The sequence below is a fragment of the Ruegeria sp. HKCCA5839 genome (genome assembly GCF_013035585.1).
In the GTDB taxonomy this organism is placed as follows: Bacteria; Pseudomonadota; Alphaproteobacteria; order Rhodobacterales; family Rhodobacteraceae; genus Ruegeria.
Genome location: NZ_WQIE01000001.1, coordinates 500,145 through 512,876 on the forward strand (window position 1 = coordinate 500,145; position 12,732 = coordinate 512,876).

At 57.8% G+C, this 12,732-nt stretch carries 16 protein-coding genes; 4 read left to right on the top strand and 12 right to left on the bottom strand.

Annotation, left to right across the window (positions count from 1 at the left end; translation table 11 throughout):
• The first annotated feature begins 96 nt into the window (after positions 1 to 96).
• From GOV38_RS02415 to GOV38_RS02425, 3 genes are all read left to right on the top strand, one after another.
• Positions 97 to 1,098, top strand: a complete 1,002-nt coding sequence (locus GOV38_RS02415) for an NADPH:quinone oxidoreductase family protein (protein ID WP_171207491.1) — start codon at positions 97 to 99, stop codon at positions 1,096 to 1,098.
• A 126-nt stretch (positions 1,099 to 1,224) separates the two neighbouring features.
• Positions 1,225 to 1,674, top strand: a complete 450-nt coding sequence (gene aroQ, locus GOV38_RS02420; RefSeq protein WP_171207492.1) for a type II 3-dehydroquinate dehydratase — start codon at positions 1,225 to 1,227, stop codon at positions 1,672 to 1,674.
• Positions 1,671 to 2,426 (top strand): LuxR family transcriptional regulator, encoded by a 756-nt coding sequence (locus GOV38_RS02425; protein ID WP_171129473.1) that lies wholly within the window; start codon positions 1,671 to 1,673, stop codon positions 2,424 to 2,426. The genes aroQ and GOV38_RS02425 overlap by 4 nt, the downstream gene beginning before the upstream one ends.
• A 390-nt stretch (positions 2,427 to 2,816) precedes the next feature.
• Here the strand turns inward: GOV38_RS02425 and tsf are convergent, their stop codons facing one another.
• The 5 genes from tsf to GOV38_RS02450 form a co-directional block, all read right to left on the bottom strand.
• On the bottom strand, positions 2,817 to 3,692 hold the full coding sequence (tsf, locus tag GOV38_RS02430; RefSeq protein ID WP_171207493.1) for a translation elongation factor Ts: 876 nt from the start codon (positions 3,690 to 3,692) through the stop codon (positions 2,817 to 2,819).
• Positions 3,693 to 3,769: 77 nt separating this feature from the next.
• Positions 3,770 to 4,570: a 30S ribosomal protein S2 gene (gene rpsB, locus GOV38_RS02435; RefSeq protein WP_171098979.1), complete on the bottom strand. Its 801-nt coding sequence runs from the start codon at positions 4,568 to 4,570 to the stop codon at positions 3,770 to 3,772.
• 166 nt (positions 4,571 to 4,736) lie between these two features.
• Positions 4,737 to 5,573 carry a 1-acyl-sn-glycerol-3-phosphate acyltransferase gene (locus tag GOV38_RS02440; RefSeq protein ID WP_171207494.1) on the bottom strand — a complete coding sequence of 279 codons (837 nt, stop codon included), beginning with the start codon at positions 5,571 to 5,573 and terminating at the stop codon, positions 4,737 to 4,739.
• Between the two features lie 4 nt (positions 5,574 to 5,577).
• Positions 5,578 to 6,333 (bottom strand): GNAT family N-acetyltransferase, encoded by a 756-nt coding sequence (locus GOV38_RS02445; RefSeq protein ID WP_171207495.1) that lies wholly within the window; start codon positions 6,331 to 6,333, stop codon positions 5,578 to 5,580.
• 102 nt (positions 6,334 to 6,435) lie between these two features.
• Positions 6,436 to 6,618, bottom strand: coding sequence for a DUF3553 domain-containing protein (locus GOV38_RS02450; protein WP_008756567.1), 183 nt, complete (start codon positions 6,616 to 6,618; stop codon positions 6,436 to 6,438).
• A 42-nt stretch (positions 6,619 to 6,660) separates the two neighbouring features.
• Between GOV38_RS02450 and GOV38_RS02455 the strand changes: the two genes are divergently transcribed.
• On the top strand, positions 6,661 to 7,257 hold the full coding sequence (locus GOV38_RS02455; protein ID WP_171207496.1) for a histidine phosphotransferase family protein: 597 nt from the start codon (positions 6,661 to 6,663) through the stop codon (positions 7,255 to 7,257).
• Here GOV38_RS02455 and GOV38_RS02460 read toward each other — a convergent pair.
• The 7 genes from GOV38_RS02460 to rpmA form a co-directional block, all read right to left on the bottom strand.
• Positions 7,254 to 8,516: a glutamate-5-semialdehyde dehydrogenase gene (locus GOV38_RS02460; RefSeq protein WP_171207497.1), complete on the bottom strand. Its 1,263-nt coding sequence runs from the start codon at positions 8,514 to 8,516 to the stop codon at positions 7,254 to 7,256. The two genes, GOV38_RS02455 and GOV38_RS02460, sit on opposite strands and share 4 nt — an antisense overlap.
• A gap of 48 nt (positions 8,517 to 8,564) precedes the next feature.
• Positions 8,565 to 9,671 (bottom strand): glutamate 5-kinase, encoded by a 1,107-nt coding sequence (gene proB, locus GOV38_RS02465; protein ID WP_171207498.1) that lies wholly within the window; start codon positions 9,669 to 9,671, stop codon positions 8,565 to 8,567.
• Positions 9,659 to 10,693 carry a GTPase ObgE gene (obgE, locus tag GOV38_RS02470; protein ID WP_171207499.1) on the bottom strand — a complete coding sequence of 345 codons (1,035 nt, stop codon included), beginning with the start codon at positions 10,691 to 10,693 and terminating at the stop codon, positions 9,659 to 9,661. The genes proB and obgE overlap by 13 nt, the downstream gene beginning before the upstream one ends.
• Before the next feature lie 37 nt (positions 10,694 to 10,730).
• A complete protein-coding gene (locus GOV38_RS02475; protein WP_171098964.1) occupies positions 10,731 to 11,267 on the bottom strand; it encodes a GNAT family N-acetyltransferase in 537 nt (178 codons plus the stop codon).
• Positions 11,264 to 11,872, bottom strand: coding sequence for a LysE family translocator (locus GOV38_RS02480; RefSeq protein ID WP_171207500.1), 609 nt, complete (start codon positions 11,870 to 11,872; stop codon positions 11,264 to 11,266). The genes GOV38_RS02475 and GOV38_RS02480 overlap by 4 nt, the downstream gene beginning before the upstream one ends.
• Positions 11,869 to 12,372, bottom strand: coding sequence for a GNAT family N-acetyltransferase (locus GOV38_RS02485; RefSeq protein ID WP_171207501.1), 504 nt, complete (start codon positions 12,370 to 12,372; stop codon positions 11,869 to 11,871). Before GOV38_RS02485 ends, GOV38_RS02480 begins: the two co-directional genes overlap by 4 nt.
• Before the next feature lie 84 nt (positions 12,373 to 12,456).
• The gene (gene rpmA, locus GOV38_RS02490; RefSeq protein ID WP_039535512.1) at positions 12,457 to 12,726 is read right to left on the bottom strand and encodes a 50S ribosomal protein L27; all 270 of its coding nucleotides are present in this window, start codon (positions 12,724 to 12,726) and stop codon (positions 12,457 to 12,459) included.
• Between the last annotated feature and the right edge of the window lie 6 nt (positions 12,727 to 12,732).

Sequence of the window (12,732 nt, forward strand, 5' to 3'; positions counted from 1 at the left end):
ATTGACGTCACGGACCCTTGGCTGGCAATCGCCGTATTATCCTCTAGTCTGATCCAACGCGTTCAACGGATACAAGGCAAGAGGCGAGAGGGTCGGATGCAGTCATTACTCAGCGTCACACCGGGCGGGCCGGAAACTTTGGAGCTTAGAACTCTCCCTGATCCGGAGCCAAAACCCGGTGAGCTTTTGGTGCATGTACACGCCGCTGGTGTCAATTTCCCCGACACTCTGGTGATCCGGGATCTCTATCAGATCAAACCGCCCCGCCCTTTCGCGCCCGGCGGTGAGATCGCAGGCGAAGTTGTGGCGATTGGGGAGGGTGTTACCGGTTTTGACCTCGGTGACCGCGTGCTTGCCCTGACGGTGCATGGCGGTTTTTCAACTCATCTGTGTCTGAAAGCCGCCACTGCGGTGAAAATCCCCGAAGCGATGCCCTATGACGAGGCCGCATGTTTCCTGTTTACCTATGGCACCTCGTACCACGCCCTAAAGGACCGGGGTGCGCTGCAGGCCGGAGAAACACTTTTGGTTCTGGGTGCCGCAGGTGGCGTTGGATCGGCAGCGATCGAGCTGGGCAAAGCCATAGGCGCGCGGGTCATCGCGGCTGTGTCGTCCGAAGATAAGGCTGAATTCTGCACGTCCATCGGGGCTGATGAGACGCTGATTTACCCGCGCGAGATGACGCGCGAGGCGCAGAAAGAACTGTCGGCACAAATCAAGCAACTGACAGGCGGTTCAGGGGTCGATGTTGCCTACGATGCGGTTGGTGGCGACTATGCAGAACCTGTTGTGCGCAGCATGGCCTGGAACGGACGCTTCCTTGTTGTCGGCTTTCCTGCGGGTATTCCGAGCATTCCGTTGAACCTGACACTGCTGAAAGGCTGCCAGATTGTTGGAGTGTTCTGGGGATCATCAGTGTTCCGTGATCCAAAGGCGCATGCAGCCAATGTGGGCGAATTGTTCGATCTGTACCTTCAGGGAAAGATCAAACCGAAAATCACCGCTCGTTTTCCGCTGGAACAAGCAAGTGAGGCTTTGACGCTTCTTGCCGATAGGTCAACTCTCGGAAAAGTTGTCATTTCGATGTATTCGACATAACCAGACATCGCGATTCTGTTTGAACTCGGCTGCCCTGAAACAAAAAAGACATTTTAGGCTGTTACGGCGATATCTAGACGTCCTCAGGTTTCAGGTTTAATAAAAATACAGATGGGGACAGTGAAAATGCAGAAAATCCTGGTTCTGAATGGCCCGAACCTGAATCTGTTGGGCACGCGCCAGCCCGAAGTTTACGGGACCACCACGTTGAAGATGGTGGGAGACATGTGCGCTGCACATGGTCAGAGCCTGGGCCTGCAGGTTTCTCATCTGCAATCCAACCATGAGGGTGTGCTGATTGATGCGATTCACGCCGCTCGTGGAGTTCACGATGGCATCGTTCTGAACGCTGGGGCTTTCACGCACACATCTGTCGCCCTGATGGATGCGATTGCGTCCGCTGAAGTGCCCGTGGTGGAGGTGCATTTGTCCAATATCCACGCACGCGAAGCTTTCCGCCATCACTCCTACATTGCGCCGGTCGCAATCGGACAGATTTGCGGGTTCGGAGCACTGGGCTACAAAATGGCGCTCGACGCCTTGGCCGTCCACTTGTCAGAAGGTGATGGGTCATGAAGCTGAACGAATATCTGCAATTCATCAGTTACGCCAAAACGCTGGAAGAGCTTTGGGCCGCCCATTGCGCGCAGATGGCTGAGTATGGTTTTGACCGGCTGCTCTATGGCCATACGCGATACCGAACCGAAACGTCGCTGGGTGATCCTGAAGACTTCATCATCCTCACCAATCATTGCACCGAATATTTGGATGGGTTCCTGCGTTCGGGCCTCTATTTTCATGCGCCGATGCTGCATTGGGCGCTTGAGAATGAGGGCGCTGCAAGCTGGAAGCTGATCCAGGAAAAGATGTCGGCTGGCACCATGACCGAAAAAGAACGTGAGGTTTATGACTTCAACAGGTCTTTCGGCGCGACAGTTGGGTACACGATCAGCTTTACCTCGGTGTCGATACGTTCAAAAGGGGCGATTTCGATGGCCCATTTTGGAGACAAGTCACAAGAAGAATTGGACGAGATGTGGCAGCAGTATGGTGACGAAATTTTGTTGATGAACAATATGGCTCATCTGAAAATTCTCACTCTGCCCTACAACCCTCCGAACCGCGCTTTGACCAAGCGTCAGCGCGAGGCACTTGAGTGGGTCGGTGACGGAAAAACAACTCAGGACATCGCGATTCTAATGGGGCTTACATCGGCAACAGTTGAGAAACACCTGCGTCTGGCACGCGAAGCTTTGAGCGTCGAAACCACGGCACAGGCGGTTTTGAAGGCCTCGTTGCAGAACCAAATGTTCGTTATTGAAGCGTAAATCCAAAAATAGCGTCAAAAACGCGTTAATTTACCTAAGGTAAGGAATACACTACTAGGCCCGCCCAGCGGGACAATGCAATATGGCCATGTTCCGTGAGTGGTGGCTTTTTGCCAGGGAACGTTTCGGTCGGATCTTTGCAATATCAGAGCTCTCTGACCAATCTGGCACTAGGGCGCGTATTTTTCCGCGTGCGACGGCTGGAATTTTGAGGGGTCCCGACCATCCCCATCTGCGGGGCCCCTCTTCCTATCCTTCATCCCTGTCTTGGATCAGCCCCATTCTGATGTGCGTTGATCCTGAGGTTCTGAAAACAAAAAACCGGCCACGTTTCCACGTCGCCGGTTTGGGTAGATGTGCGGCCTGATCAATTGACAGGCCGCATAGACCTTAGCCTTGTGCCGCTTTAGCAACTTCGGCTGCGAAGTCTTCTTTTTCGACCACGATGCCTTCGCCAACTTCCATGCGAACAAAGCCGGTGACGGTAGCGCCAGCTTCTTTGGCCGCAGCTTCGACGGTCAGATCAGGGTTCACGACGAACTGCTGGTTCAGCAGAGTCGATTCAGCCACGAATTTCTTCATGCGACCGATGATCATTTTTTCGATCACCTGCTCTGGCTTGCCGGATTCGCGGGCGATGTCCATCTGAACCTGCTTTTCCTTCTCGACAATCGCCGGATCCATGTCTGCCTCGGACAGAGCGGCCGGGTTCACAGCTGCGATATGCATCGCGATCTGCTTGCCGATGGCTTCGTCCCCACCGGTCAAAGCAACCAGAACACCGATTTTGCCCATACCGTTGGTGGCTGCGTTGTGCACGTAAGACACAACAGTGTCGCCCGACAGTTTCGACATACGGCGCACCGACATGTTCTCGCCAATGGTAGCGATCTTGTCGGTCAGGGTGTCAGCAACCGATTTGCCGCCCAGATCTGCGGCCAGCAGAGCTTCGACATCGTCGACGCCTTCGGCGGCATAGGTGATCTTGCCAACCATTTCCTGAAACTCAGCGTTCTTCGCAACGAAGTCGGTTTCCGAGTTCACTTCAACAGCAACACCGTTGCCACCGTTTACGTGCACGGCCACCAGACCTTCGGCAGCGGTACGGCCCGATTTCTTGGCCGCTTTGGCCAGACCTTTGGTGCGCAGCCAGTCGACGGCCTCGTCCATGTTGCCGCCGGTTTCGGTCAGCGCCTTTTTTGCGTCCATCATGCCTGCGCCGGTCGAGTCGCGCAGTTCTTTTACCATTGCTGCTGTGATTGCCATCTTTAGGCTCTCCTCAATTCAAACGGAATTGGGGCAGGTCATACCCTGCCCCACATGTCATTTACGTGACGGGCAGCTTACGCTTCGGCAGGTGTTTCTGCTGCTGCTTCGGCAGGGGCTTCTTCTTCCGCCACTGCTTCTTCAACCGGAGCTTCTTCGAACTCGCCCAGGTCAACGCCCGCTGCACCCAACTGCGCGGTCATACCGTCCAGTGCGGCGCGTGCGGCCAGGTCGCAGTACAGAGCGATTGCGCGGGCTGCGTCGTCATTGCCGGGGATGATGTAGTCCACACCATCGGGTGAGCAGTTGGTGTCAACCACGGCCACGACCGGGATGCCCAGCTTGTTGGCTTCGGCGATGGCCAGAGCCTCTTTTTTGACGTCGATGACGAACAGCAGGTCAGGAACGCCACCCATCTCGCGGATACCGCCCAGCGAGGCTTGCAGCTTGGCCTGGTCACGCTCCATGCCCAGACGCTCTTTCTTGGTCAGGCCTTCGGCGCCGGATTCCATCGCTTCATCAATCTGGTTCAGACGGTTGATCGACTGGGAAACGGTTTTCCAGTTGGTCAGCGTGCCACCCAGCCAACGGTGGTTCATGAAGTACTGGGCCGACTTTTCAGCAGCTTCAGCGATCGGGCCAGCGGCCTGACGCTTGGTGCCCACAAACAGAACGCGGCCACCTTTTGCAACGGTGTCACGGACGGCCTGCAGAGCCTGGTCCAGCATCGGAACAGTCTGTGTCAGGTCCATGATGTGGATGCCATTGCGCGAGCCGTAGATGAACGGGCCCATGCGGGGATTCCAACGCTGTGTCTGGTGACCAAAGTGAACGCCAGCTTCCAGCAGCTGACGCATGGTGAACTCGGGAAGAGCCATGCAATTTTCCTTTTCCGGTTTACGCCTGGGCGGGGGTGAAAGAAGCGGATGCTCCAACCGGCGGTCCTGATGAGGATGTCTCCCTCAAAAGTCCCAAACCCCGCCTGCGGGTTTGAATGGCGCGCGTATACGGCAGGTTTTCATGCAGCGCAAGGGCCTTTTGCCCTTATTTTTCAAGCCGGGCCCAGCTGTGAGCGTGGCGCACGGCCTCTTCGCAATGGGCCGCCAGCAGTTTTCGGTTTTCAAAGTCGCTGACCCTGGCGGGCGCGTGATAGATCAGCTCGACCGATCCTTGACGCCGTGCCCCCAGCGTCTTGAGCAGATGCGGGCCAAAATCCATGTCGCCCCACCAGCCGTAAAAGCGATCCGGCTGCCCTTTGGGTGCGTGATAGATCACGGAAACAGGCTGCACATAGATGGATTGACGGAGCTCTTCTGTGAAGAATGCCGCGAAAAGCGTTGTTTTAAATGGTAAAACGCGCAGGCCATCGGTCGATGTGCCTTCGGGGAAGAACAACAGCTTATGTCCTGCCTTCAGGCGATCCTCAAAGATTTGGGTCTGCTCTCGGGCTTTCTTGGGGTTGCGTTCGATGAATACGGTGCCTGTGGCGCGGGCCAACCAGCCGATACCGGGCCAGTTCGCGACTTCGGCCTTGGATACGAAATAGACCCTTTTCCGCGCGTTCAGGGCAAAGATATCCAGCCACGAGGTGTGGTTTGCGACCACGGCCCCGGGATGCTGCATCAAAGTGCCGGAAGTCTTGAATCCGATCCCAAGGATGCGAAACGCGTTACGGCAGACAAACTGCGAAATATAGGGCGTAACCGGTCGGTGCAGGCCATAGAGCGGACGTTCAACGAGACGGACAGCCAACAAGACGATCAAACCGCCAAAGACCAAGATGGCCAGGGGCAGCCCGCGCAAGATCACCAAAATCCAGCCCAGAACGCCCAGTTCGATGGGATCAGGCGCGTCTTCGCTTTGCCAGGAAACGTTGTTCAAGCTTTCAGGCTCCGCTGTACATACGGCGCTGCCGTTCGTTCATCCGCGCGGTGTCCAGAATCAGGCAGACATCGGTAGTGTTGAACGCATGGTCGATATAGGCGCCCTCGCCCACAAAACCGCCCAAACGCAGATAGGCTTTGATCAGAGCGGGCACTTGAACCATTGCTGTACGCCTGTCCAGCGCGTCCGGGGCCACGAGGTCCATTGATTGGAATACATCAGGCTGCGCGCGCACCCGCAGATCTTCGGGTGCCAGATGGTTGTGGTGCAGCATGGACAGCGGCTGCGCCAAAGCAGCGACATCGGTACCGTGAAAGCTGGCAACGCCAAACAGAACCTCGATGTCCCGTGCGCTGACATACGAGGCTAACCCGTTCCACAGATGGTACAACGCCATCCCTCCGCGATAGTCGCGATGTATGCAGGACCGCCCCAGCTCCAGCAGTTTGCGCCCGCTGTGCTTGAGGATGCTCAGGTCATATTCATCCTCGGAATAGAATTGCCCGATCTCAGCCGCCTTGTCGCCGGGCAACAGCCGGTAGACACCGATCACCTGTTGGGTCGCATTGTCGATGGCAAGCATGTGGTCGAAAAACGGATCAAACCGATCCTGCTCCAACCCCTGTTCGTGGTCGACCATGTCGCCGCCACCGCCCAACTCGCGCACAAAGACCTCATAGCGCAGCCTTTGCGCAGCGCGCAGTTCCTCGGTCGTTTCGGCGAGTTTGACTGTGAAAGAAGAGCCAGCCTCTGGCATGGGCGGTGTCCGTTTTAAAGTTGCGCGCAGTTACCGCGATTGACCGATCAAGCGCAAGAACCGCGCTGTCGTCGGCGATTTGTTAACCATTCATAAACCAGTTCACGGATCAAAGACGGGCATCAGGGCTATGCGTGTTCCGTCGATTACCACTTTCCCCTGCTCGCGAAAGTTAACGGTGATCTTGCCTGCAATGTTGGACTGCACCTGTCCGACGCCCCAATCGGGGAAATCAGGGTGGCGGACATACATGCCCGGTGCAAGAATAGCATTGAGGTCTGTCATGCAAGGGCTCCGATCCGGCAGCAGATACAGCAGGAGGTACGCATGGGCACATCAGACGTCAACCTTGCCGAGTTGATCGGCTCTCGGATTTGTCACGATCTGATCAGCCCGATCGGGGCGATCACCAACGGGTTGGAGCTGTTGGAAATGGTGGGCACCATGCAGGGCCCCGAGATGGAGTTAATCTCGGGCAGCGTAGGAAGCGCGGGTGCCAAGATCCGGTTCTTTCGGGTGGCATTTGGCGCAGCCAGTGATCAACCGCTGGGCCGGGCCGAGGTCAATGGTTTGCTGGCCGATATCGAGATTGCCAGCCGTGTGAAGGTGCATTGGCATGTCACGGAACCGGTCCCCCGTAATCAGGTGAAACTGGCGTTTCTGGCCTTGTTATGCTGTGAATCCGCGATGCCTCTGGGCGGATCTGTTTCCGTCACCGTAGACGGCCAGGATTGGACGATCACTGCCACGTCCGACAAGATCCAGATCGACACAGGCCTCTGGTCGGGCCTGCCAAATGGGCGCTTTGCCGAGGTGGTGACCCCAGCAAAGGTTCAGTTTGCTCTTTTGCCAGAAACCGCGCGCGGGATGGGGCGGCGCGTCAGTGCGGAAACCGCATCGACGCGCATCGTGATCCGGTTTTAGGCGCGGATCGTTCCGTCGCCCCGGACAAGGTATTTGAAGCTGGTCAGCTGCGCGGCCCCAACCGGACCCCGCGCGTGCATCTTGCCGGTCGCAATCCCAATCTCGGCACCCATCCCAAACTCACCACCATCGGCAAACTGGGTCGAGGCATTGTGCATCAAAATGGCGCTGTCGAGCTGCTCAAAGAACTTGGCAACCGCAGCGTCATCTTCGGCCATGATGCAATCGGTATGGTTCGAACCATAGCGGCGGATATGGGCAATGGCCGCGTCGATGTTTTCAACGGGTTTCGCGGCGATGATGCTGTCCAGGAACTCTTTGCCCCAATCTTCACCGGTTGCGCCCACAGAACCGTCAAGAGCCAGCACACCTTCGGCATGAACTTCGACGCCTGCTGCAATAAGCGATGCGACAACGTCGCGCCCGAGCGTTTCAGCAACATCTTGATGCACAAGCAGACATTCTGCGGCACCGCAGATACCTGTGCGGCGGGTTTTGGCGTTCAGCACGACGTCCAGGGTTTTTTGAGGATCAGCGGATTTATCGATATAGATATGAACGATGCCCTCAAGATGCGCAAAGACCGGCACGCGCGCCTCGCGCTGCACGAGCCCCACCAGACCCTTACCGCCGCGCGGGACGATGACATCGACATATTCGGTCATGGTCAGCAATTCCTGCACCGCAGCCCGGTCACGCGTGGGCACCAGTTGAATGGCGTCTTCGGGCAGGTTGGCAGCCTTCAGGCCTTCGACCAGACAGGCATGGATGGCGGTTGAGGAATGAAAGCTCTCGGAACCGCCGCGCAGGATCACTGCGTTGCCCGATTTCAGGCAGAGTGCTCCGGCATCAGCGGTTACATTGGGGCGACTTTCATAGATCACTCCGATCACCCCCAAAGGCGTGCGCACCCGCTGGATATTCAGGCCCGAGGGCATGTCCCATTCTGCCATAACCTCTCCGACCGGGTCGGTTTGTTCGGCCACGGCCCGCAGGCCATCGACCATGCCCTGAATACGGTCCTCATCCAGCATCAGGCGATCCATCATCGCTGGGCTCAGGCCCTTGTTGCGCCCAAATTCCAGATCTTTCTGATTGGCTTCAATGATTTGCGCCCGATTGGCCCAGACCGCCTCGGCGGCGGCAATCAACGCTGCGTGCTTGCGTTCGGCGCTGGCAAATGCCAATTCGCTGGACGCCGCTTTGGCGCGCTGACCGAGATCGGCCATCAGGCCGGGAATATTGTCTAGATCCTTCATCTCATCTGCCTTTCGCTTAACGGCTGTCTCAGTCTAATCCTGTGGTGGTCAAAGCGCCAGATCGTCCCGGTGGATCAGAACCGCGCGCCCGGGATAACCCAGGGTGGCTTCGATCTCGGAGGATTTGCGCCCCTTGATGGCATCCGCCTCTTGCGCGGTGTATCGCGTCAGGCCCTGCGCCAGCGGTCGCGCTGCCGGGTCGAGAATTGCAACCGGATCTCCGCGTTCAAAATCCCCCGTCACCTCGACAATACCGGCAGGCAACAAGCTTTTTCCGTTCGCCAGCGCCTTGGCCGCACCCGCGTCTACCGTGATTTCCCCGCGCGGCTTCATCGCTGATATCCAGCGCTTACGCGCCGCATGCGGGTCGAGCGCTGCCGTGAACCAGGTGCAATTCGCGCCGTTTTCAAGTGATTTCAGAGGGTTCAGAGGCGAACCTTCTGAAATCGCCATGGTGCAGCCTGCTGCCGTGGCCATCTTGGCCGCCAAAAGTTTGGTCTTCATCCCACCTTTGGACAGGCCAGACCCGGCATCACCCGCCATCGCTTCGATCTCGGGCGTGATTGTGTCGATCTGGTCATAGCGCGTGGCAGAAGGATCCTCGACCGGGTTGCCGGTATAGAAGCCGTCTACATCCGAGAGCAGGATCAACTGATCCGCACCCACTGTAACAGCGATCTGAGCCGCCAGACGATCATTGTCGCCGTAACGGATCTCATCCGTGGCAACGGTGTCGTTCTCGTTCACGATGGGCACGACGCCGAGGCTCAGCAACGTCTCAAGCGTTGCGCGCGAGTTCAGATAGCGGCGGCGATCCGCGCTGTCTTCGAGCGTTACCAGAACCTGCGCTGTCTTGATGTCATGCGGGGTCAGCGCCTCTTCATAGGCGCGGGCCAGACGGATTTGCCCAACCGCGGCAGCGGCCTGCGATTGCTCTAGCGGCAAGGTTGCTCTCGGAAGGCCCAAAACCTCACGCCCCAAAGCGATGGATCCAGACGAGACAAGAACGACATCGGTACCCTGCCCTTTGAGCCAGGCGACATCTTCTGCCAGTGACTTCAGCCAGTCCGATCGCAACAGGCCGCTATGACGGTCTACAAGCAGCGCCGAGCCGATCTTGACAACAAGCCGGCGCGCCGACGTTAGGGTTGCCAAGGTGCGGCCTCCTCGACGGGTTTCTGGCGCAAGCGGTTCTCGTCGATCTGCGCGCGCAAGGCTCGTAGCACCTCGGTCACGCCCAGATGCGCCACGCCGGACATGGTCATGACGGGGCTGCCGACCGCCTCTTCCAGCTCGGCCTTGGCCAGAGCCTGTTCATCCTCATCCAGCGCGTCGATCTTGTTCAGCACAGTGATACGGGGTTTTTCCGCCAAAGCGCCGCCATAGGCCTCAAGCTCATGAATAATCGTCCGGTAATCCTCGGCCACAGTCTCAGACGTGCCATCCACCAGATGCAACAACACCGCGCAGCGTTCCACATGGCCCAGGAACCGGTCGCCAATGCCGCGCCCTTCATGCGCACCTTCGATCAGGCCGGGAATATCGGCCACAACAAATTCCACATTATCGACACCTACAACGCCCAAATTGGGATGGAGCGTGGTGAAGGGGTAGTCGGCGATCTTGGGCCGTGCGTTCGAGGTGGCCGCCAGAAAGGTCGACTTGCCCGCATTGGGCATCCCCAGCAGCCCCACATCGGCAATCAGCTTGAGCCGCAGCCAGATCGTGCGATCAATTCCCGCCTGCCCCGGATTGGCGCGGCGCGGCGCCTGGTTGGTGGCCGATTTGAAATGCAGGTTGCCAAAGCCACCATTGCCGCCCTTGGCCAGCAAGAACCGCTCCCCCACCTGCGTCAGGTCGCAAATCACGGTTTCTTCGTCTTCGTCCAGAATCTCGGTGCCCACGGGCACGCGCAGGATGATGTCATCGCCATCCTTACCCGTGCGCTGTTGGCCCCGGCCCGGCTGGCCGTTCTTGGCGAAGAAATGCTGTTGATAGCGGAAGTCGATCAGGGTGTTCAGCCCATCCACAACTTCGGCCCAGACCGAGCCGCCCTTGCCGCCATCACCCCCATCGGGGCCACCATATTCAATGTATTTTTCGCGCCGAAAGCTGACGCAGCCGTTACCCCCGGCCCCGGACCGGATGTAGACCTTTGCAAGATCGAGAAATTTCATGACTGTCCCCTACTGCAAAGGCCCCACCGGCCACAAGTCAGAGTTTTTTACTATAGGTCCAGGTGGGCACATTCGCGTCGCGCGCCACCGAATAGCTTTCAGCGTCCCCCAGATACTCAAAGCCACAATGAGTCAGCACCCGCGCCGAGGCCGGGTTGTCCTGAAACACGCTGGCAAACATGTTGGCATTGTCCAGCGGGTTGGTCATCACCAGAGCCTCAACCGCTTTGGACGCAACGCCTGTGTTCCAATAGAGCGGCGCGACCCAATAGCTGACCTCGGACTGATTGCGATCCAGCCGCTGCAGCGAGATCAGACCGATCAGTTCCGGCCCGCCTTCCTTGGTGTCATCAATGACCCAGACGTCCTCATCGCGGTCCTCGGCCATCGAGCGCGTGACCATTGCCTCGATCGAGCCCGGCGGTAGCGGATGCGGGATCTTTGTCGTCATCCGCGCGACACGCTCGTCGCTGGCGTAATGTTCAATAAGCCCCATATCCGACCGACGCAGAGGGCGCAGGTCGAACCGCTCGGTTTCTATGACCGGCTGATTTATGATGGCTTCCAGTTTCATGAGTGCGTTCCTCCTCCGAACAACACAAAAAATACAGACGCGACTGTGAGACCCGCCAAGGTCCACATCAGATATTTTTCCGCAGGCCGTCCTTCAACCGCATGGGCGATCCTGTCACCCGCAAATGTCCAGATCGGGTGAAGTACGACCTGGCAAATCAACAAACAAAGAGCGATTGTGATCGTAGCTTGCAAACTTGGCGTTCCTGTGGCGACAAAGCCGGTAAACCCTGCAATGATCATCGCCCAGGCCTTGGGGTTCAGCGGATGCACGATCAACCCGGCCCAAAAGCCCGGCGCGCCACCTTCTGAGGCTTGTCTGGACAATCGCGTGTTGGCGATCTTCCATGCGAGCCAGATAATATAAGCCGCCGACGCGTATTTCAGAACGGCAAACACAATCGGTGCCTGTTCGGCCAGTTGCAGTAGGCCAAAACCCATAGGCCAGATGATCAGCTGTTTGCCCAGGATGACCCCGCCCACAAATGGCAGCGCCGCCCGAAAGCCATAACGCGCACCGGTGCCCAGCAGAACCATGTTGGCGGGTCCCGGCGTGCCAACCTGGCTGGCAGCAAAGATCAGGAAACTGGTGGTGGCAACCGTCATTGCGCCGCCTCCCAATCTGCGCGCGAGAGCGCCATCCATTGCAGGGTGACGGTTTCACCTGTCGACCGCACAACCGCTTGGCTGCGCGTGGTGTCGGTGAACCCGAGTTTGGATAGGACTGCACAAGACGGGGTGTTGCCCAAGTGATATGAGACAGTCAGATTGTTTCGGCTTTGCGCAAAGTGCCGGGTGGTGATGGCGCGCGCACTTTCCGTCGCGTAGCCGAAGCCCCAATACCGTTGCCCGATCCAATAGCCAAGTTCTTCGCCGCCCGAGACAGTGCCGATGACGTCACCGTCTTTTTCAATCGCAAACGCATCATAAACTTGTGAAGCCAGATTGGTGACGAAGTTTTCTGCGTCCTCGATGCGGAATGGAAAAGGGATGCTGGTCACCCAACGCACCACATCCAGGTCATTCAGGAGGTCGACCAAACGCGATGCGTCCTCGCGCCGGAACCGACGCAAGACAAGACGCTGTGTTTTGATCACTTCGGTCATAGGACCGCTCCTGAAAACGAGAAAGGGGACCGGCTTGTTCTGCCGGTCCCCCATGAATTTTTTGCTAACCTTATGGGTTTCGGCTTACTCTGCGGCCTCCGCCACTGGCAGGACCGAAATAAAGGTGCGGTTTTTCAGTCCCTTGTGGAACTTCACGGCGCCATCGGTGGTTGCAAAGATGGTGTGATCTTTGCCCATGCCTACGCCTTCGCCCGGCCAAAACTTGGTGCCGCGCTGACGTACGATGATGTTGCCCGCGATGGCCGCCTGGCCACCATAGAGTTTCACGCCAAGGCGACGACCCGCTGAGTCGCGACCGTTACGGGAGGAACCGCCAGCTTTTTTATGTGCCATTCTCTC

What these genes read in the sequence shown, in the direction of transcription:
- GOV38_RS02415 (WP_171207491.1), top strand. Translation starts at nt 97, where the DNA reads ATGCAGTCATTACTCAGCGTCACACCGGGCGGGCCGGAAACTTTGGAG.
- aroQ (WP_171207492.1), top strand. Translation starts at nt 1,225, where the DNA reads ATGCAGAAAATCCTGGTTCTGAATGGCCCGAACCTGAATCTGTTGGGC.
- GOV38_RS02425 (WP_171129473.1), top strand. Translation starts at nt 1,671, where the DNA reads ATGAAGCTGAACGAATATCTGCAATTCATCAGTTACGCCAAAACGCTG.
- tsf (WP_171207493.1), bottom strand. Translation starts at nt 3,692, where the DNA reads ATGGCAATCACAGCAGCAATGGTAAAAGAACTGCGCGACTCGACCGGC.
- rpsB (WP_171098979.1), bottom strand. Translation starts at nt 4,570, where the DNA reads ATGGCTCTTCCCGAGTTCACCATGCGTCAGCTGCTGGAAGCTGGCGTT.
- GOV38_RS02445 (WP_171207495.1), bottom strand. Translation starts at nt 6,333, where the DNA reads ATGCCAGAGGCTGGCTCTTCTTTCACAGTCAAACTCGCCGAAACGACC.
- GOV38_RS02450 (WP_008756567.1), bottom strand. Translation starts at nt 6,618, where the DNA reads ATGACAGACCTCAATGCTATTCTTGCACCGGGCATGTATGTCCGCCAC.
- GOV38_RS02455 (WP_171207496.1), top strand. Translation starts at nt 6,661, where the DNA reads ATGGGCACATCAGACGTCAACCTTGCCGAGTTGATCGGCTCTCGGATT.
- GOV38_RS02460 (WP_171207497.1), bottom strand. Translation starts at nt 8,516, where the DNA reads ATGAAGGATCTAGACAATATTCCCGGCCTGATGGCCGATCTCGGTCAG.
- obgE (WP_171207499.1), bottom strand. Translation starts at nt 10,693, where the DNA reads ATGAAATTTCTCGATCTTGCAAAGGTCTACATCCGGTCCGGGGCCGGG.
- GOV38_RS02475 (WP_171098964.1), bottom strand. Translation starts at nt 11,267, where the DNA reads ATGAAACTGGAAGCCATCATAAATCAGCCGGTCATAGAAACCGAGCGG.
- GOV38_RS02480 (WP_171207500.1), bottom strand. Translation starts at nt 11,872, where the DNA reads ATGACGGTTGCCACCACCAGTTTCCTGATCTTTGCTGCCAGCCAGGTT.
- GOV38_RS02485 (WP_171207501.1), bottom strand. Translation starts at nt 12,372, where the DNA reads ATGACCGAAGTGATCAAAACACAGCGTCTTGTCTTGCGTCGGTTCCGG.
- rpmA (WP_039535512.1), bottom strand. Translation starts at nt 12,726, where the DNA reads ATGGCACATAAAAAAGCTGGCGGTTCCTCCCGTAACGGTCGCGACTCA.